Genomic DNA, 22,238 nt, shown 5'->3' with positions numbered 1-22,238 from the left:
TAAGATGACGACTCTGAAAGAAAAAAATGTTTTTGTTGCAGGACATAACGGCATGGTCGGTTCTGCCATTATAAGATGCTTACAAGAACAAGAAGATTGCAATGTCATTGTTGCAAGTCGCCAACAATTAGAGTTGACTAATCAGGCTGAGGTCAAATCTTTTTTTCTTGATAATAAAATCGATCAAGTATATTTAGCAGCATCCAGAGTAGGTGGAATACACGCGAATAATACATATCCCGCGGAGTTCATTTATCAAAATTTGATGATCGAAGCTAATGTAATTCATGCAGCATATCAAAGCCATGTAAAAAAATTATTATTCCTCGGCTCCTCTTGCATCTATCCAAAGTACGCGCCTCAACCTATGGCAGAAGAAACACTGCTTACGGGTATTCTTGAACCAACCAATGAGCCCTACGCTATTGCTAAAATCGCAGGTATCAAACTTTGTGAAAGTTATAACCGACAATATGGCTGTGATTATCGCAGCGTCATGCCTACTAATCTTTATGGCCCTAATGATAACTTTCATCCGGAAAATAGCCACGTAATCCCTGCTTTACTACGTCGTTTTCATGAAGCACTGAAACGAAATGATAAAGAGGTTATTATCTGGGGTAGCGGTTCTCCAATGCGAGAGTTTTTACACGTTGATGATGTAGCAAAAGCATGTATTTTTGTCATGAATCTAGAAAAAGAAAAATATCAAAGGTTTACAGAACCCAGGTTATCTCATATCAATATTGGCACTGGAAAAGATTGTTCAATCAAAGATCTGGCAGAAATTATCGCCCAAATCACAGATTTCAAAGGCAATTTGATTTTTGATAAAAGCAAGCCCGATGGCCCACCACGCAAACTACTGGATATATCCCGCATCCAGGCACTAGGATGGCAAGCCAGTATTAACCTAGAGGAAGGACTCGAAAAAACTTATAAATGGTTTGTTGCCCATGAAAATAATTATCGCAAATAACAGGATTGCTGATACATTTTCCTTTGCAGTACTCAGTTGTAGAACAAAACTATGAGTACATTGGTTTCAATTGTAATGCCCTCCTTTAATCAGGGCATTTTTATTCGAGAATCTATCGAATCCGTATTAAGCCAATCCTATCAAAAACTGGAATTGATTGTTGCGGATGGCGGTTCCACGGATAACACCCTGGAAATACTTCAGGAAATTCAGGGAACAGATAAACGAGTACGATGGTTTTCTGAAGCAGACAAAGGACCTGCCAATGCTTTAAATAAAGCATTAAATCAAATTCGCGGGACGATAATAGGTTGGTTGAATTCAGATGATTTATATACGCCCGGGGCTGTCGAAAGAGCGGTTGGAATTTTGTCTTCGTCCCATCATTATTTGATGGTATATGGCCAAGGCCAGCATATCAATCAACAGGGCAAAACCATTGATCTTTATCCCACATTACCACCGCAAACCCCCATTGAACAATTCCGTTTAGGTTGCTTTATCTGCCAACCCACTGTTTTTTTTAGTAGGGCTATGAATATCATGCTTGGCCCTCTGGATGAACATCTTAAAACAGCTTTTGATTTCGACTATTGGGTTCGAGCTTTTCAGGGTTTTCAGGATAGAATAGCTTTTATTGATCATCTTCAAGCCTCTTCTCGCCTTCACCAAAATTGTATTACCCAAAAAATGCGCCGAATGATCGCTTTGGAGGGAATGCAAATTATTGACAAACACTTGGGATGGGTGTTACCAAACTGGTTTGAAACGTACGTCGATGAGTATTTAAATTCTGCAGTAAATTTGCAAAAAAAAGAAGCAAACGACCATTTACAAATAACACTTAAAGATGCTACCCCCTATTTAAAGGAGGTAACATTTTTTTATTTGCAAACACTAATCCAGAAAAAACTTGACGCCGTTTATTAGGGCGCAAAGAAATTCTTTTAGATTGTTACATATTTTTCTTCACACTAAAGCCTAATCGATATAAGAAAAAATCAACGAACAGGGCAGGAATAACGGTTAATATTTTCATACCCAAATATAATAAAAAAGGAAAGGCAATATGGGATTTACCCTTTTGCAATTGCTTATGAATAATTTTGGCCGCTTTATCGGCAGTCATCATAAACGGCTTGCTCGCTGGAAATTTATTGCTCATCTCCGATTGAATAAAGCCAGGACAAATGACAGAAACCTTGACACCTTGATGATGCAATAGCTCATGCAAGGCCTCACCATAAGCTTTTAATGCCGCTTTACTGGCACAATAAGCCGGGCTTACTGCCATCCCCCTATAAGCAGCAAGGGAACTCATTAACACAATATGTCCCTGGCCACGTTGGCGCATTCTATCAATTAAAGGAAGAATAGTGGAAATAGCGCCTTTTAAATTAACGTCTAACAAGTGGTTAATGTCTTCCCATTTCTCAGCATTGCAATGATCATCCAGATAAACAGCAATACCCGCATTTGCAATAATTAAATCAACGGGTTGATGCTCATCAATTTGTTTAACAGTTTCCTGTAAATGCAAATAATCTGTCATTTCATGATAATACACATTAACTTGCGCACCTTTGTTATGGCACTCGATAATTAATTGCTCCATTAAATCTTGATTACGTCCAAACAATGAGAGTTGGACACCTGGTGCAGCATACATCTTCGCTAAAGCGCCACCCAATCCCCCGGTTGCGCCAGTAATCAAGATGTGCTGGGTCTTTTTTTTCATAATCTAATCCTAATTGGTACACAAAGGTACGGCATTAATAATACGCAGCAGTAATTATCCATCCCAGACATCCTGACTTTTATTCAATCCCCTTCATAATTGAGGAAATAAGGGTGCAGGGCATCAAGCAGTCGGCTACCCACCAGCTCCCAGGTTGGAAGAGTAGCCTTGTCATTATTGTCCCATAAGGATTGATTGTTGATATGCTCAAGCCAACGCAGAATTTCATCCATCAATAGCGTCGGATCCCTGGTTTTAAAATAACTGACCAGTCCATTACCCGCTGAAATTTCCCTAAACACGGGAATGTCACGCGCCAAAACAGGTTTTGTATGTGCTAAGGCTTCTATAAGAGGCAAACCAAATCCTTCAGCCTCAGAAGCTAAAATAACCCCTTGACTCAAATTATAACAATGGTGAAGCATTTCATCCGTCACATTAACCAACCAGAAAAGATGCTTGTCCCGCTCCGGATGACAAGACAATTGGCGCTGTAGTTGTTGGGTCTTCCAACCCGGTTTGCCAATAATCAATAAAATAATATCTTGTTGATTACGCCATAATTGAGTAAAAGCGTCTAATACCTGTTGATATCCCTTACGTGGTTCTACAGTTCCAACCATTAAAATCACCTTTTTTTGGTAAAGCGAGGAAAGGAAACTTTGCATTTTGAACTCGATACCTACACTAGGCAAGCTTGAATTAATGTCTGAACCTTGCGAAATAACCGTTATTGGAATGTCATTTAACTTCAATCCCGACCAGCGCGCGAGATAGCTCCTGATTTCTTCTCTAACAACATTGGTTGAACAAAGAAAGCTATCGGCAAGTAAAGTAATCGCATACATCCAGCGATGAAAATTATGCTGGGTCTTTTTTTTAAACCAACCGGGATATAGCAAGGGTAACAAATCATAAATCATGAAATGCAGAGAGGCCCCTTGTGTTTTCCATTGCATAAGTTGCGTAAAATGATTCGCTATTTGCAATGCAGCGAGATCAAGACCTAAAAATATATCCCCCACCCCTATTTTGACCAGAGAGCCCGTCTCAACACAAGTAACCCCATTATTGTTTAAATTTAAAGTAACATGGCGATAAGCTTTCTTTCTTGTGGCTGCAACAGGACTGATGCAATACCCCTGAGGGGGATTTTGTATTAGTTGCACTAATAAAGATCTGACGCATCGTTGAATACCCGTTCGGCTATCCTTTTGAGCGATAATGGATACATCAACCAGCAGCTTCCTGGGAAACTGAATCAATGGATTTTCCTGATTCAGCTGCAATTGTTCTGCGATAAACCGGTTAATATTGGCTGATACTATAGGAAATAACAAGGCAAATAAGCGCGGATATCGAAGTAACTGCCCTATCAATCGATATTGATAATAAAGCCTGGTTTTCATAGTCCTGATATCACCTCCAATGTTGTATCAATCTTCTTTTAGCAATTCCATGCACGTATTGCAAGTTTCTGTAATACTCTCGTTGCTTGATCACTTATTTGTCCCTGAATGAGTGATTTTTTAATCTAATGCCCCTAATGCGTAAGGCATTTATTCGATAAAATTTGACCTGCGGGCTATACCAATTTAAACTCTTCGCGTGCATTCCATGTTTAGCATTCAGATATGCTATCCAACGTAATATACTAAACTATAAGGATATTTATTTAAATGGCGATAGAAATGGATTTGCTTTCAGAATCACCTAATTTTCCTAATAGATGCTTTCGCTCACCCAACTCCGGTAATGACAAGAACAGTCAATTATCAAATCTTAGGTTATGCGAAACGGCAGTCCTACTATTCAATGCAAAGATTTTGGTAATCACCAAGAATATGCTTATAAAATAGATAGTCACAGGTACTAGGGGTAACCTGGTAAATGTTCCCATCTTTTACGATGGGCACAACCATTTTTCTGTACATTATATTTTCATTGGTGGAATTCTTATCCATCTAATGCGAGGAAACAATATGACAAGCAGCACAAAAGCAAGCCTGCTTCATAGGACAACAAAGGTTGTGCGACAACACCTTCTCAACGGAGTGAACTCTCTTGGCTCCCTGCTTGAGCCCAATACCTATGACAGAGATGTTCTTCAAATACTAAAACAAATGGCGGGTGATCGATGGTGGGCAACATGGGGCTACACCTGAAATTCGGATGTTACACTCAGGGGATGCAATTCGAGTCTACCAATACCGAGGATTATCCAAGAGGAATCCACTCACATTTGATAGTAGTCTCGATGAACTGATGACATTCGTATTACTCATGACGGACGCGGCGGAGTTTTTCACTGATAGTGCATCATAGTAGCATTGAGTACAAAGTGTTCTACAATGAGCATGTTTCCAATATATGCGTTTTAAGTGAGGCTTCAATATCATTGGGAGTAAAATTTGTATACTCTTTGTTTAATCGGATAATCGCGTTCATATAATGATCTTTATGAGTCAATATTTCTTTTAAGTGTAAAGGAATTGCCTTTAAATCTTCGGCAATAGCCCCTAAACGATATTTGTGAATAATATCCAGTGTTCCAAAATCGTTAGAGGTTATTTGTTTTAGAACAATAGGCGGGGTCTGACTTAGAAGACAATCCATCAGAATTCCTGCCGTTCCTCGCCCAATGCTGCAATCTGCGAGTTGATACAATTCTGCTAGTGAAGCCTGATTAGATAGAGTAATTAAACGGATTCCAGGAGGAAGATCACTTGTCTGTATGGATTCAACCAAATGAGCATCTTGGCCGCAAACAGCGATCAAATTGAGAAGCATTCCATTAAAAAGTTGATGATTGTCAATTATTTTCTGGATAATTTTCTTTATTATTTCTCCGCCGAATCTTCCATTTGAGATCAATATAAATTGTCCATCAGAGGGTAATTGATATCGAGTAACAATACTTGTGCGGCAGCCAGGTTGATAAAATTTTTTTTCACGTACAGGTCCCAGCACTGAAACTTGTAATTGATTTCTTCGGGGTAGGGATGAGCGGTAACGAGTAAAATAAGGACTTAAGGGGTACCCCAGGGAATATCTGGTTAACAAACAACAGGCATCAAAAATTTTAGCTGCTAATGATGTTTTATCGGTAACATCCCGAGAGAAATACCCCGATAGACGGACACTCTTAATTATCTTGGCCGTTTCTTTTAGGTAAACCAGATGATGAGCATGCGCATGGAGCATGTCGACGAAAATGGCGCCTGAGGTAATGAATATGTAAAAAGGGATACCTTTACTCTTAGCATAACTGCCAATTAATCGATTTACATCAGCCGTAGAAATAATAATATCCGGATTAAAACGATCAACTCCCCGCTGTAATGCCTTGGGTGTCAGAATATAAAAAAAAGGAAGAAGAAAAATTCGCGATATAAAATTAAGGAAGAAGTCAGCAAGTTTCAAACAGTTTTTTTTAACCAGGAAATTCCAACCATTTACGAAAATATTATCCTTTTGATTAATAAGTTCAGAACTTGTTGTCAATTCAATAGTAACCATAGGATCATTAAGATATTCAGCGAGCATTTCGGCTGCCTTTTTATGCCCAGACCCCGTATTTTCATATATTATTAAAATTTTTTTTGGTTGTTGCATCTTTAAGTGATCCTTTAATCATCAGCTTCATTTTAAATTTTTATACAGATCCACAATAGTAAAAATTTTGAGCATCTAAAAAATAACGGCAAACTAAAAATGATGTGCTATTTCATTTACTGTATCACTTATCTGAGCTTCAGTATGGGCACTGCTTATAAAAAATCGTAATCGAGCCTGGTTATCAGGCACCGCAGGATATATTATAGGTTGTACATTAATATTTTTTTCATAAAGTTTACTCGATAAAAGAATCGCCCTCTTGGAGCTGCCGCAAAGAATAGGAATAATACCCTGTCCGGCACTAAATCCAGTATTAAGCTTTAATGCCTTAGCCTCTTCTAAAAATTGGGTTGATCGCGCCTTTAAAGTGGTTACCCGCTCAGGTTCTTCGAGCATAATTTCCAAAGCTTTAAGGGATGCTGCCGCGAGCGGCGGAGACATACCAACGCTGTATAAGAAACCAGGCGCAGAGAATTTAAGATGCTCTACTAATGCTTGACTACCAGCAATGTATCCCCCACAGCCGGCCAAACTCTTACTAAGCGTGCCCATCCAAATATCCACTTCATTTCCTTTTATCCCAAAAAGTTCATGAATCCCTTTGCCATTTGCTCCGAGGACTCCAATTGAATGAGCTTCATCAATCATTAAAAAAGTTTTATAGCGTTTCTTGAGGTCAATAAAAGCTGGCAAATCGGGATAATCACCATCCATGCTGTACAAACCCTCAATAATAATAAGCACTCGCTCGAACTCATGGCGACGTGTTATTAAAATATCCTCCAATGCCTGCCAGTTATTATGAGGAAAGGACAGCCTAAAAGCGCCGGATAATTTAATTCCCTGTAATGAGCTGTCGTGAATCAGTTCATCATGGATTATTAAATCCTTGGGACCGAATAAATAACCAATGGTGGTAACATTAGTCGCGTGGCCGCTAACAAAAATCAGCGCACTCTCTACACCGTACATTTTAGATAGAGCGGATTCCAATTGTTGATGAATGGGTCGTTCCCCAGAAACCAATCGGCTGGCTGATGCAGAAGTGCCATAACGCTTTATCGCATCTTGCGCTGCGGCATTGACACGAGCATCTCCATTTAGATTAAGGTAATTATAACTTGAAAAATTAATAAAGGATGTTCCACGGATAACAGAAGTCGCAGAAGCAGTTCCCTCATGAGTCAAAAAAAAGGGGGATGATATATTTAATTTTCGTAAATAAATTTGTTTTTGTTTAATTGTTTGATAGTTTGGATAATCTTCAAAACGATAAAATCGCTCTGGAATGTGATATGCTGATGAACGAGACTCAATCAGTTCATGGTTAGTATTATTGGCATTGTCTTTTAAACGCAGTTGGCGTTTGCTTAATGCCATCTTGATAAGACCATCCTTTAACTTATTCATTCTACTGTACTCTCGATCATTCTTGATTCTTTCTCCAGTTCCATTGCTTCCTTAACAGAGATAATCTCTCCATGAAGAGACGCCTCATGAAGAACCCTTAATATTGAAGCTTCATTTTCTGCTATGTTTTCGTTTGAATTACCTAGTTGGCTAACAATCCGTTCTGTTAATGTCTCTAATGACAATCCTTGAGACAATGTCATCATGGGTAAAGGAATATTAAAGCGTTGTTCAATAGCATTGCTTAATTCAGCGCCTACAAGGGAATCCATACCAATATTAAGCAGTGATTCTTTCCTATCTATTTTTTCCTTGGGTAGCCGCAGAATACGTGCAATATCCTCCGCCAACATATTACCCACCAGCTCCAATGCTTCTTGCGTTGATTTACCAGCAAGTAATTCATGAATATCTGCTGATTGCTCCTTATATTTTGAATTTTGATTTTGTTCTACTGCAAGTAAATTGGAATATTTAGGTGCATTCATCTTTGGAAATGTACTTTGCATTTTCCTCAAGTTTAAATCGGCAATTGCAACACCAATTTCATTATTGAGAATTAATTGTTCCAGCATATTCAAGGCATTTTCCGAGGTAAGAATTTGGCCTCCCAATTGGGTCATGAGTACCGATCTTAACTTTTCATTTCGTGCCAAATATCCAGCATCGTAAATTGGCCCCCAAGCAATAAATAAACCACTTAAACCCTGTGCCCGGCGCATGGCAATTAGTTTCTCCAAATAACAATTCGCAGCAACGTAATTGCCTTGTCCGGGATTTCCAAAAAGGGTAGTCACCGATGAATAAACCACAAAAAAATCCAATGATAGATCCCGGGTGCTCTGATGCAAATTCCAAGCCCCCTTCACTTTAGCAGCAAATACATTATTTATTTTTTGAGCATCCAAGTTTTTAATAAATGCATCTTCATAAACTGTTGCGGCATGAATAATTCCTTTCAATAGGATCTTGTTATTCTGCAGTGAGTCAATAAGCTGTTGTATTTTAACAGGATCACTGACATCAAGCGCCCGGATATCAACGTTGACGCCTTGCTCTGTCAAGCTGGCAATTGCGGGTTGGGCTTCTTCTTTCACTGCTCCTTGCCTACCCACGAGGATTAAATGGCGCGCCCCTTTTTTCGCTAGGTATTGGGCAGTCTTCAAACCAAATCCACTCAATCCTCCTGTAATCAGATAAGCAGAATGCGAACATAAGGATAATGAAGAAAGAGATTGGCTATTGAAAAAATAATCATCGGGCTTTTCTTTAAAATTGACGACAATCTTGCCAATATGTTTCGATTGCTGCATATACCGAAAGGCATCATGGATATTTTTATTGTCAAATTGTCGATACGGCAACGGGGATAAAATATTTTGCTTGAATAAATCCAGAATATTTCCAAAAAGCTGGGAGCATAAGCGCGGATTTTTAATGATTAATTGATCTGCATCAATACCAAAATAAGCGATATTGTTTTTAAATGGTCTTAACCCGATTTTACTATTGACATAAAAATCCCGTTTCCCTAATTCTAAAAATCTACCAAAAGGTTTCAAAATACTCAGATTAGCGTTAATGGCCTCCCCTGCCAGGCAGTTTAAAATAACATCAACCCCCTCGCCTGCAGTCTCTTGCATAATTTGATCCGCATAAGCAAGTGAGCGAGAATCAAAAATATTTGTTACTCCAAGGAGACGAAGGAAATCACGTTTTAATGCAGAGCCTGCCGTAGTATAAATTTCGGCACCAGCATGCCGAGCAAGTTGAATTGCAGCGAGCCCTACACCACCTGCGGCACCATGGATTAAAATACGTTCGCCAGGTTGTAAATGTGCCAGATGATACAAGGCATAATAGGCAGTGAAAAAAGCGATAGGGATACCCGCTGCCGTTGCATAATCCCATTGAGATGGCAAATGTGCGATGGCATGCGCTTTGGTAATCGTTTCGGTGCTAAAACTCGCCGGGGCAAATCCCATGACCCGATCGCCAACTTTAAAATTTGAAACCATTTTCCCGGTTGCAAGAATCTCTCCAGCGAACTCCATGCCTAGAGTAGCTCCCAGAAAACCATACTGTACCGCCTCATCGGGTACAAAACCCATTGTATACATAAGATCGCGAAAATTTAGCCCGGTAGCATGGGGTTTAACCAGCACCTCGTCTTCTTCGAGATTTCTCTCCTGAATGGGAAACCATTTTAAATGATTAAGAGAACCAGAGCGCTCAAAATCAAGCCTATATTCTTGTTGAGAATTGCATTCCAGCCGGCTTGGCGTTTGCGTACAAATGCGGACTCCATATCGTGCTGTAGCAGTAAGAATAATTTCATCTTCGCTGTCATCAAGAAATAATTCATTTGCAAAATTGTCTGCAAGTTCCGGCGTAATATCACCTTGTAAATCTATAAGCTTGCAATCGAGGGCTGGATGTTCATTGATTAACACTCGCCCAAACCCCCATAAAATGGATTGTACCGGGTTATGAAAAAATGGGGGGTTAATATCGCAAGGAGCGGCATTAGATGTAACCAAAAAAAGTTGGGGTGTCACTGTCCAACTATAATTTTCGATGATCTTTATTAAATCAATAAGCGCATTACATTTAGTTCCAGCTTCCTCTATTTCAATGTAGTTATCAACAAGAACAACAAGACGTAAACGGGTTGATTTTTTAATAAAAGGGGCTATCGTTTGCTCGAGGCAGGAGAAAAGCATTTCGCGGGCATTGCTGAAGGAATAAATATCCGCGATGTCTTTTCTTTTTTCCAGTGCCTGAGTCAAATGTTCATTCACCTTATGTTCAGGTGCAAGCACTAGAATATCTATAGGGTGTTCCTTTATTTCAGCGCCAATAACTGCTTTTGCATCACTGGCAGGCTGCGCCATAAATATAAAACTACCTTCTTGTTCGGCTGCTCCAGGTTCAAGTAAAGGTTCGGTATATTGAAAACCAGCATCTTTTAAGAGCTTACCCCATGTCGGCAAGGAATAAAAACGTGATAATGGTTCATTTTCTTCATTAAGACGCCACCATCCCGGTTTCAGACCCAAACTCATATCATAAAGACGATCACTATGCCTTTCAATGAGAAGTAACATACCATTCTTGCTTAATAAAGATCGCAACAGAGTCAGAGGATGCAACACATTGTCCACCTCATGCAAACAATTGCGAACCAATACGATATCAAAAACTTGGTCAGAAAAGGGTTTCTGAGTAATGAAATTTGAGTCAAGGACAAAGGTTGTTGTCTTGGCAAACAAATATTTACTTAGATGATGTTCTGCTTCCGAGCAAGCCGTTTCATCTCCCAGCGCCAGTAAATAATCCGTTCTATCTGCCGGAAGAGCGTTTAATAGATCAATAGTTAAGCTACTTAAACTTTGGCCAATATCCAAAATACGCAATCGCCTTTCACAGGGCCAATGACCTGCTAAAGCATGGATTGCTTCCCTGGCAAGGATATAAATACCATCAGCAGAAGGAGCACTATCCAGAAAATAATCGAAGGTATCACTTTTGTGCAGTAAAGGTAAAAACTCATCTGTGGCAATTTTTCCCTGCAAAAGCGAAGTTAAATACAGCCCCCAGCGCCCGACAATTAATAACTCGGGAAGATAATTTGGATAGCTGTTTAGTAGTGCATTCCAAACAAGATATGCATCATATTGTTCTTGGGGTTCAACAAAAGAGTATTCTTGTGTTTGATTTTTTAAAAGCAGGTTGTCTTCAACAAGAATTTTCAAGCATTGCTTTAAGAACGGTTGTTGCGACTGAATTATTCCAGCATCATCAATTAAAGAGTTCAAAGTGAAGGTGTGCTTATTTGCTGTAATTTCTTTGATCGCCTGATAAACAAATTGAGCAATCATCACATCAAACAAAGGCATTACTTCTTCAAAGTGACGTATCCGTTCTTCCTTATTTTCATGAGCAATGTCTTGGACACGTTGACTAATCATGCTTAATGTCGAAAAATCTATATATGATTGTGCCGCAAATGATAATAAATGTGCTTTATTAACATACATTTTCATAGCACTATTTTGTTTCCAAAAACATATGCTTTTAAAGCGGCAGTCCTCAATTAAAGCGATTAACGTACCGGAATTGTCAATGATCTTAAAACTGGCATGAATTCCCTGTTTCGTGGTAGCTAAAATTTCAGCATAAAGATATATTTGCTCAGGTAAGGGAGCCAAAAGCCGAACCCGTCCCATGCGCACAGGCAGCGCCGCCTGGTGAGTAAAACCCTGGCTATATAAAATACCAATCAGCAGCTGAAAGCAACCATCAAGAATAAAGGGTGGGAGACAATAATGCTCAAGCTCAGCAAGCATGCTTGGGTGAACAACCGCCCGCGCCAAAGCGCGTTGCTCCTGAAACCAAATATAAGAAATACATTGAAAGGTTTGTTCATAGACCAGCCCTATTGAGCGAGCCATAGTATACAGGACTTCCCCTTCGATAGGAGATTTAGCATCTTTCTGGAAGGAGTTGATGTCAATCTGCTCTGTTTCGGGAACTACAGGTTCGTGTATTACGCGTCCAACAGCATGAACGACCCATGCTTCATCAGAATGTCGATTGCGGCTTTTAATGTTGAAGTTCCCTTCTTGAGGTTGTAACTCAAAACGAGTAATCCGGCAGTTTTTTACATCGAAAACCATGGGAGCCAGTATATCAATATCTCGCACATCATGGTGATAATTGCCAAACCACAGGCGAGAAGCAGCCAACGCCATTTCAGCAAAACCAGAAGCGGGCATGATCTGGGTTCCGTCAACAATATGATCAGCAAGGTAACTTAAAAGGTGATTGTCTAAATGATTTTCCCAAATATATTCCTGGGGTCGGATTCTCCAGCCTAATAAAGGATGCTCGATACGTAAATCGGTTTGATTACTATTTTCACTCGTTGGTTGCAGCCGATGCACCTCTTTAATCCAGGGATACGCAGGCAAAGGAATTGCTTTTCCTGTAACCGGAAATAAACATGATTTATCAAAATTTGATCCGCTAAGTAAAACTTTATAAATGGATTGTTTGAGATCAAGAGACTCATCACCCTGTCGCTTTAAGGTAGTGAAAACTGCGCCTGTAACTTTTCTGGCACGCAATATGTCTTCGATATAGCGTTTTAAAATTGGCTGTGGCCCAACCTCAAGGAAAACTTTTACTCCATCATTGATTAATTGAGTGATTGCTTGTTCAAATTGTACGGGTTGGCGAACATTATTCCACCAATAATTTGCATCCAGTTTTTTACCACGAAGTTTAGTACCCGTTACAGTAGAGAAGAAATCAATTGAGCTGGTGTTAGGATGGATATCCTGTACTCCTGAGAGAAAGCTCGATTTTAAAGGTTCCATTTGTCGACTATGGAATGCATAATCAAGATCCAGTACCCAATGCAGGATATTGTGTTGGACGCAGAAATTATGTAATTGCGTAATCGCCGATTTTTCTCCTGAAACGGTACACCCTTTGGGGCTATTTACCGCGCAGACTTCCAAATAAGAGGATAGTTTTAATTCATTAATTAATTGGGCTGCCTCCCCGGCATTCAACCCAAGCGCGATCATTTTGCCTTGGCCACGGGTTTTTCCTTGCCAGAAGCTACGCTGAAAGATGACTTGGCACGCTTGTTCCAGGGTTAACGCACCACAAGCCCAGGCCGCGGCAACTTCTCCTACACTATGGCCTACAACCGCATGAAATTTGACTCCTTTAGCCATTAGACAACGGGTGAGGGCTACCTGCAGCGCAAATAAGCATGGTTGTGCAATTTCTGTGGTTAAATACCGGGCGCTTTTTTGCGTATTTAATAATTCCTCTTTAATTGAAAAACCCATTTGTTTTGGTAATAGGGAATCTACTTCTTCAATCGTTTCTCTAAATAATGGGTTACATGCGAATAGCTTGCATCCCATTTCCTGCCATTGAGAACCATTTCCTGAATATACCAGGGCTACACGAGCATTTTTTTCAACATGATGTCCATATGTTGCACCAAAAGAATCTACTTCCTGTCCGTCGCCAATTTGTTCAAGTGTGCCAATCAGTTCTTGGACAGTTGGACTATCGATGACCAGGCCTTTATTGAGTAAATTATGGCGGTGAGCTAGAGTATAGGCGAGATCGTGATGAATTTCTGGTTTTGTCCGAAGCAATTGAGCGTATTGTTTTGCCATTTTAGGCAGAACTCGTTCGTCATGCGCCGAAAATAACAAAGGAGAAGGATCTTTAGAAAGATAGGACGATGCAGGCACGACATGAGAAAATTTAGGATATGCCTGTAATACTACATGGGCATTAGTACCCCCAAAGCCAAATGAATTAACAGCCATAATATGGGGACTAGATCCTGGCGATAAATCTGTCAGTTGATCGACAACCTGCAAGTGCAATTGAGTGAAATCAATATCAGGGTTAGGAGCGTTATAATGCAGTGTTGCCGGTATGGCATTATTTTGAAGAGATAATACTGTTTTTAATATTCCTACCAGTCCTGAAGCCACTTCCAGATGTCCCAAATTACTCTTAATTGAGCCGATCAATAAGGGATTTTTATTTTTTTGCTGACGCTTTTTCCCTAAAGCAGTACCTATAGCCTGCGCTTCAATAGGATCGCCTACTGGCGTTCCAGTTCCATGAGCTTCCAGATAGACAATATCTTCTGGTGCAATTTTTGCTTCCTTGTGAATTTTTGTGATCAATTGGGCTTGTAATTCAGCGCTAGGCATCGCAATATTTCTAGTTCGTCCATCACTATTCACACCAGTATTAAGAATAACCGCATGAATGGGATCTCCGTCTCGTTCTGCGTCGGCCAGGGGTTTTAAAAAGAAAACGACGCAGCCTTCGGAGCGAACGTATCCATCAGCAGCAGCATCAAAGCTTTTACAACGCCCTGATGGAGAAAGCATTGATGCCTTAGAAAAACCAATAAACGGAATTGGCGACATCAATAAGTTGACCCCTGCAACAATTGCCGTTGATGACTCTCCACTCCAGATGCTCTTACAGGCTTGATGTAAAGCGACCATTGATGAGGAACATGCTGTATCAATTGAGACACTGGGGCCTCTTAAATTAAACATATAGGAAATTCGATTCGCGGCTATGCTCATACAGCTTCCGAGCATCATATGAGAATAGGTTACGGAGCAGTCATTAATATATTTGAACATATGCTCATTGCTGCCAATACCTACATACACGGCACAATTAGAACCTTCTAATTGTTCTACATTTTGACAGCCGTTCTCCAGAGCCTCCCACGTTGTTTCGAGAAGTATCCGCTGTTGCGGATCCATCTGGCGGGCTTCTCTAGGAGTAATATTAAAAAAACAGGCATCAAACTCATCAATTTTTGATAATACGCCTGCACTAAAGGTATAACTTTTACCAAGTTCTGTTTTTCTTGGATGCAGATAATTTTTAATTGGCCAACGATGATCATCAATAGAAGAAATCAGATCCTTCCCTTCTTTTAAAGCATCCCATAATTGCGTGATTGTAGATATGTCGCCAGGCAGGCGAAATGCCATACCCACTATGGCAATTTCCGTTTTCCTTTTGCTTCTCATGTACCTACCATTCCCTTTTGATTAAGTCACATTAATGAAATTAGCGCATGAGGGTTATTATTTTTATAAACCTTGAACCTTAAATTACACCAATTTTCAAAAGCCAGTTCGCTTCCTTAAATAGAACAACCTAATTATTTTACAACGTTTAACTATATGAAGTTTCAAAATAAGCCCACAGGAAACCTTAAGTCTAGCAATTTTTTTTATGATACAAAATAGTTTCATCAAAATTCGAAACCAGCATTGGGTTTGATTTTAAAAATAAATTGGAATATTTTAATTATCGTCCAGGCAACATATCAGATTTCGAGGAAGAAATCCTCATTTGATTAAAGCAAGATCAGTCACAATAAATTATGAATGTGAATAGAAGGATAAGATGAGAATTTTAATTACAGGTTGCGCAGGATTTATTGGCATGCATACCGCCTTACGCTTTTTAGAGCGTAAAGAGGAGGTCATTGGAGTAGATAGCTTAAATAATTACTATGATGTCCGGTTAAAAAAAGCTCGCTTGGCACAACTTACCTCTAGCCCTAATTTTAAATTTTATCCATTTGATATAGGACATTGCCAATCAGTACACAATTTGTTTGTGGACGAAAAGCCAAGTCTGGTAGTGCACCTGGCAGCACAGGTTGGAGTACGTTATTCACTCATCAATCCTCAGGCATACATTGATTCAAATATTCAAGGCTTTATGAATATATTAGAAGCCTGCCGGCACCATTCTATTGAGCATTTGGTCTACGCCAGCAGCTCTAGTGTTTATGGCAATAATATCCTTATTCCATTTGATGAGTCATATGATACATGTCACCCGGTAAGTCTTTACGCCGCAACTAAAAAATCGAATGAACTGATGGCTCATGTATACAGCCATTTATATCAATTACCAACAACAGGATTGCGTTTTTTTACTGTATATGGCCCATGGGGGCGACCCGATATGGCTTTTTTTAAATTTACGCAAGCAATGGTCACAGGAAAACCCATTGATATATATAACAATGGAGAAATGATACGTGATTTCACCTATATTGACGACATAGTGGAAGGAATTGTACGAATTGTAGATAAATCGTCTGCAACGGCAAATGATGATAATTTAACAAAAAACAGCTCTGCTGACGCTGACATACCCTACCGAGTTTTTAATATAGGAAATAATCATCCTATTGATTTAATTACCTATATCCAAGCAATTGAACATGCTCTCGGTATTAAAGCATTAAAAAATTATTTACCTATGCAACCCGGAGATGTCCTTGCTACAGCTGCTAATATTGAGGCACTTGAAGAATGGATTTCGTTTAAACCCAGCACACCGATTTCTTTAGGAGTCCAGCACTTTGTTGATTGGTATCGCGAGTATTACATGAAAATCATGCAATAATTAAATCGGGCAAAACCACACCATATTCCCAGGGATCAAATACGCCACCCATCAAACCCTAAGTGCCTACTAAAGCAAAATCTACAATTTATGCAAGAGCTCCATGATATCCTGGCTCGTTCAAAATAAGCTCGAGACATCCTCGCAAAATGAGTTTCAGACGCCCGGCATTTCGGACAAGGGTATTAAATTTTCCCTTGTCTGACTCATCATCCACATGATAGTTTAGACTCATTAGTTAAAAACAATGGTTATGTATTTTGTTTTTTAAGATCCTGAATAAACATAAGAAGTGAACGCAATGGAAAAAATGAAACCCTTACTATGCTGCTGTATTTTATTTTTCCAGATATGTCAGGTCTTTGGAAAACCGCCAAATAACTCTCCCGTTGTATCCCATCAACAAGAAATAATTAATTACAAAGAAGATGATTTTATTATAGCGAAATATCAGTTCACCAACGGTCAAAGCCTAAAAAATTTGCGCATACATTACATTACATTAGGCACCCCCCAAAAAAATAATCACGGTGAAATTACTAACGCAATTCTATTTTTACACTGGACTGGCGGCAGCGGGAAAGAAATGTTTGAGCATTTTAAAAAAGCACTATTAGCGCCAGGGAAGCCTTTTGATGCAAATAAATATTTTCTTATTTTCCCAGATAATATAGGCCAAGGACAATCAAGCAAACCCAGTGATGGCTTACGTATGGCATTTCCCCAATATCATTATCATGATATGGTGGCTCTGCAGCATCGACTGGTTACTGAACAATTAAATATTTCACATTTAAAAATGATTGTGGGTACCTCAATGGGGGGCATGCACTCCTGGATGTGGAGTGAGTTATATCCTGGGTTTATGGATGGGGTAATGCCTATTGTATCCCTCCCTCACGCAGTCGATGGCCGAAATTTATTATGGCGGCAAATCGTTATTAACAGTATCAAAAATGATCCATCGTGGCTTAACGGTAACTACAAGACACCTCCTTATGGAATAAAGTCAATATGGCCGTTAGTAGCAATGATGGTTGATGGTGTACCGCATATGCAACACATCATTGCCAATACTAAAGATGCGGTCAATTACATTGATAAAGCAATGTCAGACAGTGAGAAACAAGATGCCAATAATATAATTTATGTGATGTCAGCTTCAGAGGATTACAATCCAGAACCTTTGTTGCATACCATAAAAGCCAAAGTATTTGCACTCGACTTCACTGATGATGCATTAGATTCACCTGAATTTTATCAAATAGCTGCATTAATGAAGCGTGTAAAGCATGGGCAATGGATATTACAAAAGGGAACGCCATTATCGTACGGTCATTTTACTTTATTACATCCAGAATTATGGAGCGACCAAGCAGATCGTTTTGTGCAATGGGTTAATTAATAAAATACCAGGCTGCTGACATTGGACTCCTGCAGCCTAATTGATAATTGATTCGCGCCTTTTTCTCTCATTCCTTGTCTCTTCTGAATTATCCCGTTGATATGCACGCTTATTTCTCTCAACGCTCAATGCCTGTTTTGCATAGGCACTTGATGTTAAAATACACTGTTTCTTAAATTCATCACCAATATGATTGGCAACATAAATTGATGCTTCAGCGCCTCCATGTCCATCATAAACCCCCAGCAAAAAGGCAGGGGTATGGTGTGTTATCGTTTGTATTGCAACACTGATATTATCGTATGAACCATTTGTTTTTGCTTTGTAGGCCAATGCTTTTGCTAGTTCTACCTCCGGTTGCTTTTTATTTGATTTTAGAATTTCTTGTAATGATTGATATAAAAATTGCTCATGATCTCTTTTAGTGTCACTACTTGCGCCATCAGTAAACCCATCACAAGTGGCGATAATTTGTATCTTTCCTATTTTCTCGTGATTTGAGTTAACTTTTCTTGCAAGCTCATCAATACTCGTAATATCAATTGTTGCTTCAGAATAAACCCCATGTTGCTTGAGTAACTTATCACCAATAGCTCGTGAAATAGCGAGAACACCATCAACCCTGTCCCACATAACAGCCCCCCCTGCCTGCTCAATTCTCAGGGCTTCTTCCGGATCCGTAGGTTTATGAGTAACTGAATTTAAGCGGATGGCCCCCAAGAGACACTCCTCATTATCATAAATTGCCGCAAAAGATGCAGCATCCGCTAAAGTTGCCGTAATGAAATGACTTCGCCCATCGAATACTGTAGTCGAAGCAGTGGTGCCATCAGTGTATTCCATCTTTAAAATTTGCTCGTCCAAAATTCGATAAGTTGTCCATAGGCGCTTGCCAATTTCTTCTGGATTTAATGAAACCAGGGATTGTTCCAATGTTTCCCAGATTAGTGCATCTTCCTGGGCCGAGCGAAAGGGAAAATTTTGCATTTCAAAGTAACCAAACGATATATGTTTATCCTGGTACATTACATTTTCAGCCTCAGTTTGGTCGTATTTTCCAGGGAAAGAAATAGTCTTCGGCACATTTAATCCTAATTCGGATCTGATTTGATAATTATAGATAAACACAAATGGAAACTGGTAGTTATCAAATTTATTATTAAAATAATATTAATTTATGAAAATTTTTGATTTTAAACTCAAATTAAAACCAAAATTCAGGGCTTTAAGAAACAATATTGCAATCAAGAAGAAACCAGGGATAATAAGTCCTTTTACTCAGAAAGGAAGTAATATGCTGTCATCGGATAATATAAGATCCTTCTTAAATCAAAAAACAGATTATTTGATTAATTGGAACAGGGTAGGAAACTTATTTTTTAGCAATCACCGCTACTCAACCCGAGAATTAGTAGAGCGAGGTTTTGTCATTACATGCACCGCTGCAGGTGGTTTTTTAACCTGGAACAAAAGTGAAGAAGGAGGCGTTACACCCTTTGCATTAGGTGCATCATTAGCATTTCTTCTTTCTCATTCGGTGATTATATCTCCTTTAATCTATAAAAGGTTAAAGGCAAAATGGAGTTGTGACGAGCACATTAGAACCATCAACAGTAAACTGAATGATGAAGATAAGGATTTTGCCCAATTAGTCAAGCAGGTGATCGATAAAATCACGACCCATGCAGCAGAAAAAAGCCCTTCCGCGATCTGGGGAAAAAGGGATCGTCTGATGAAAAATCTTGAAACATGGATAGATGAAGAAGATCATGGCATGCTCGGTGATATTTTAAAGAATGAAGAAATAATCTCCCTTTTAGATAAAGGTAGCTTTCCTGAAACTGAATCATTAATGATAAAGTCCCTGTAAGGGATAAATGCAGCCCCTAAAAGGGGCTTATTTTTATAAGCGTATTTTCAGTAAAATGCCGTCTTGGTAATACTCAAAAGGTTGTAGCCAGGATAGGGGTTATACAAAAATTTGTTGGTTTTCGGGTACAAAAATGTTTGATGAAGTAATATTGGGTTTTATAAAAGGAGTATTTCGGTTTTTAGGATGGCTTCTTCTTGATGTAATTTTCGATCTTTTTATTGATCCATTTATTTATTCAACGGGCAAATTGACACTTAGAGTAATTACTCTGGGGCAATATCAGTTTGATAACCCCTCCCATCTGACAAAATTCTTCATTTACAGTGCTGGGGTTATCATCCTCCTTGCCGGGCTATATTTGTCGATTTCTATTGCCTTTATGTTTATTAAAACCGCCTGAATGCATTATCAAATGCATGCATTCTGGGCTGGTACAAACTCTTCTGAGGGCTCTTTCATAATTTCGTAAACAGCATCACGTAATTTCTCAGGAACATTAATCGAAAAAATAGGTACGATGTTTTCTTCATTATCCTGGTCTGTTGCGAGCCAAATTCTTTGCTGTTGTTTTCTAACACCAAAACTGTCTTTTTGGTAATACGCAACATTTTTTCCTTCTGTCAGGCCAAAACCTCTTCCCTCTCCTACATAATAAAATCCTGCTTTCTCAATAAGTGCTTTAATTTTCTTGTATTTCATCACATGATCTGCTTTATTTAAAAGCATGGATTGTAATTAAAAATCAATCAACTCACAATCCTGTTCTATATTTTCATAATAGAAAATAAGCTTTTGATGGCATAAAAAAATGGGGGGGTACGTTACAGTTTGTATTTTCAACTTGCTTAAAAATTAAAAATGAATAATAGTTGACTTAAATTCTACTTAATAGTTACAGAATCTCCTACGCATCACTTCTGGGAAATTCTACTCTTAACGGTTTTTATTTTGCGAGGGGTACCATCATGAGTAGTAAAAAATGTAATTGGCAAGCATATTTGGTTTATTCCATCATGATGCTTATTTTGCCTTCTATTGCGGATGCGAATAGAGAGCATATTGAGCGCTATAGAAATGGGCCTGTGGAGCGTCCCTACGAGCATCACCATTACCAAAATAAGGTGATTAAGCACAACAATGTTAATGTAAATAATGTTAATGTGAACAAAAACGTTAATGTGAATGTTCATGGAGGCGTAAAACCAGGGCATTATTATTATAAAGGAAAGAATTACAACTATTACCATAATGGTAAATATTATAACTACCGTTATAAGAATAATTATTACGTTTATTACCATAATGGCAGATATTATAATTACTACCATAATAATAACTATTATGTTTATTACAATAACGGACGCTATTACAATTATTTCTATAATGGTGCGTATTACTTATACTTTATCAATGGCATTTATTATAATTACTTCTATAAGGGTAAATATTACAAAACTTGTGTGCCCGTACCTGGAAAACCTGCAGAAATGGTATGCCATTAAATCTTTAGGGGCATATCTAAAGCCCCTCTTAAGTGACAATAGTCTTTGAATCATATTTTTTGGAGGTTGGCACCTTGAGCCAACCCCAATACTCTTAAAAAAGCGGCATGCATCCTGAAACATATGATCGAGCACAAATCGTAAACGTACTGAAAAAATTCTGTTTTACTGCATAAAAAGTAATTTTGACATGTCTTCGCCTGCAGAAGCACACCATAAAATATTTAATGCATCTTCATACTTCAGAGGTTTGATAATACAACCGGAGATATTTAAATCACTTGTCGCAAGCTTTTCTTCTGTAGTGTAAGCACCCGTAAGTACGAACACTTTAACATCGTTAAAAGTAAAGCCTTCCCTTAATTTTTTTAAAAAATCAATACCATTCATCTGTGGTAAATTAAGATCAAGTAATATTACATTAGGCTTAATTTTAAGCTGCCCATTAAATCCATACAACATATCCAGGGCACGTTTTCCATCTTTAGCTACAGCAACATTAATTGGCCTATCCATTTTCAGGAATTCACGCTCCACTGCCTTAATATCCACTTCATCATCTTCTACATACAAAATATCAACTTGAGTAGTCATGTTAAGCTCCCTATATTTTAACAGCTTAACTAGAGTTATAAATTTCCTTCTATACTACTTTAATTATACTACACCCTGGCATAATAAATTGTTTTTGTGAATAAAAGATGCTTATGGTT

16 protein-coding genes are annotated in these 22,238 nt (G+C 38.7%); 8 read left to right on the top strand and 8 right to left on the bottom strand.

Going from position 1 to position 22,238, the window contains the following annotated elements:
* Positions 1-4: 4 nt before the first annotated feature.
* Complete coding sequence (fcl, locus tag EKG34_RS12270) at positions 5-979, top strand: GDP-L-fucose synthase (protein WP_003634442.1); 975 nt, start codon at positions 5-7, stop codon at positions 977-979.
* Between the two features lie 51 nt (positions 980-1,030).
* Entirely contained in the window at positions 1,031-1,909 is an 879-nt protein-coding gene (locus EKG34_RS12265; protein ID WP_012979513.1) for a glycosyltransferase family 2 protein, read from the top strand.
* Positions 1,910-1,934: 25 nt separating this feature from the next.
* On the opposite strand, the gene EKG34_RS12260 is transcribed toward EKG34_RS12265, so the two are convergent.
* Together EKG34_RS12260 and EKG34_RS12255 are read right to left on the bottom strand one after the other, a co-directional pair.
* Positions 1,935-2,717 (bottom strand): SDR family NAD(P)-dependent oxidoreductase, encoded by a 783-nt coding sequence (locus tag EKG34_RS12260; protein WP_003634437.1) that lies wholly within the window; start codon positions 2,715-2,717, stop codon positions 1,935-1,937.
* Positions 2,718-2,800: 83 nt separating this feature from the next.
* Positions 2,801-4,126: a glycosyltransferase family 4 protein gene (locus EKG34_RS12255; protein WP_003634434.1), complete on the bottom strand. Its 1,326-nt coding sequence runs from the start codon at positions 4,124-4,126 to the stop codon at positions 2,801-2,803.
* A 573-nt stretch (positions 4,127-4,699) separates the two neighbouring features.
* Between EKG34_RS12255 and EKG34_RS12250 the strand changes: the two genes are divergently transcribed.
* A complete protein-coding gene (locus EKG34_RS12250) occupies positions 4,700-4,882 on the top strand; it encodes a hypothetical protein (protein ID WP_003634432.1) in 183 nt (60 codons plus the stop codon).
* Positions 4,883-5,063: 181 nt separating this feature from the next.
* On the opposite strand, the gene EKG34_RS12245 is transcribed toward EKG34_RS12250, so the two are convergent.
* The 3 genes from EKG34_RS12245 to EKG34_RS12235 form a co-directional block, all read right to left on the bottom strand.
* The gene (locus tag EKG34_RS12245) at positions 5,064-6,332 is read right to left on the bottom strand and encodes a glycosyltransferase family protein (RefSeq protein ID WP_003634430.1); all 1,269 of its coding nucleotides are present in this window, start codon (positions 6,330-6,332) and stop codon (positions 5,064-5,066) included.
* A 93-nt stretch (positions 6,333-6,425) separates the two neighbouring features.
* A complete protein-coding gene (locus EKG34_RS12240) occupies positions 6,426-7,745 on the bottom strand; it encodes an aminotransferase class I/II-fold pyridoxal phosphate-dependent enzyme (RefSeq protein ID WP_012979515.1) in 1,320 nt (439 codons plus the stop codon).
* Positions 7,742-15,346: a type I polyketide synthase gene (locus tag EKG34_RS12235; RefSeq protein ID WP_003634426.1), complete on the bottom strand. Its 7,605-nt coding sequence runs from the start codon at positions 15,344-15,346 to the stop codon at positions 7,742-7,744. The genes EKG34_RS12240 and EKG34_RS12235 overlap by 4 nt, the downstream gene beginning before the upstream one ends.
* A gap of 382 nt (positions 15,347-15,728) precedes the next feature.
* On the opposite strand from EKG34_RS12235, the gene EKG34_RS12230 reads away from it, so the two are divergent.
* Together EKG34_RS12230 and EKG34_RS12225 are read left to right on the top strand one after the other, a co-directional pair.
* Entirely contained in the window at positions 15,729-16,745 is a 1,017-nt protein-coding gene (locus EKG34_RS12230) for an NAD-dependent epimerase/dehydratase family protein (RefSeq protein WP_003634423.1), read from the top strand.
* Between the two features lie 301 nt (positions 16,746-17,046).
* On the top strand, positions 17,047-18,150 hold the full coding sequence (locus EKG34_RS12225) for an alpha/beta fold hydrolase (protein ID WP_003634420.1): 1,104 nt from the start codon (positions 17,047-17,049) through the stop codon (positions 18,148-18,150).
* 36 nt (positions 18,151-18,186) lie between these two features.
* Here the strand turns inward: EKG34_RS12225 and EKG34_RS12220 are convergent, their stop codons facing one another.
* Entirely contained in the window at positions 18,187-19,233 is a 1,047-nt protein-coding gene (locus EKG34_RS12220) for a PP2C family serine/threonine-protein phosphatase (protein WP_223800064.1), read from the bottom strand.
* Positions 19,234-19,444: 211 nt separating this feature from the next.
* On the opposite strand from EKG34_RS12220, the gene EKG34_RS12215 reads away from it, so the two are divergent.
* Both EKG34_RS12215 and EKG34_RS12210 read left to right on the top strand, forming a co-directional pair.
* Positions 19,445-20,020, top strand: a complete 576-nt coding sequence (locus tag EKG34_RS12215; protein WP_012979516.1) for a hypothetical protein — start codon at positions 19,445-19,447, stop codon at positions 20,018-20,020.
* Positions 20,021-20,153: 133 nt separating this feature from the next.
* On the top strand, positions 20,154-20,423 hold the full coding sequence (locus EKG34_RS12210) for a hypothetical protein (protein WP_003634414.1): 270 nt from the start codon (positions 20,154-20,156) through the stop codon (positions 20,421-20,423).
* Between the two features lie 8 nt (positions 20,424-20,431).
* Here EKG34_RS12210 and EKG34_RS12205 read toward each other — a convergent pair whose 3' ends face one another.
* Complete coding sequence (locus EKG34_RS12205) at positions 20,432-20,722, bottom strand: hypothetical protein (protein WP_012979517.1); 291 nt, start codon at positions 20,720-20,722, stop codon at positions 20,432-20,434.
* Between the two features lie 266 nt (positions 20,723-20,988).
* Here EKG34_RS12205 and EKG34_RS12200 point away from each other — a divergent pair, with 266 nt between their 5' ends.
* Positions 20,989-21,525, top strand: coding sequence for a hypothetical protein (locus tag EKG34_RS12200; RefSeq protein ID WP_003634410.1), 537 nt, complete (start codon positions 20,989-20,991; stop codon positions 21,523-21,525).
* Between the two features lie 165 nt (positions 21,526-21,690).
* Here the strand turns inward: EKG34_RS12200 and EKG34_RS12195 are convergent, their stop codons facing one another.
* Positions 21,691-22,119: a response regulator gene (locus EKG34_RS12195; RefSeq protein WP_003634408.1), complete on the bottom strand. Its 429-nt coding sequence runs from the start codon at positions 22,117-22,119 to the stop codon at positions 21,691-21,693.
* Positions 22,120-22,238: the final 119 nt, after the last annotated feature.

This window comes from Legionella longbeachae (assembly GCF_004283175.1).
GTDB lineage: Bacteria > Pseudomonadota > Gammaproteobacteria > Legionellales > Legionellaceae > Legionella > Legionella longbeachae.
This window is presented reverse-complemented; position numbering and strand designations above follow the sequence as displayed.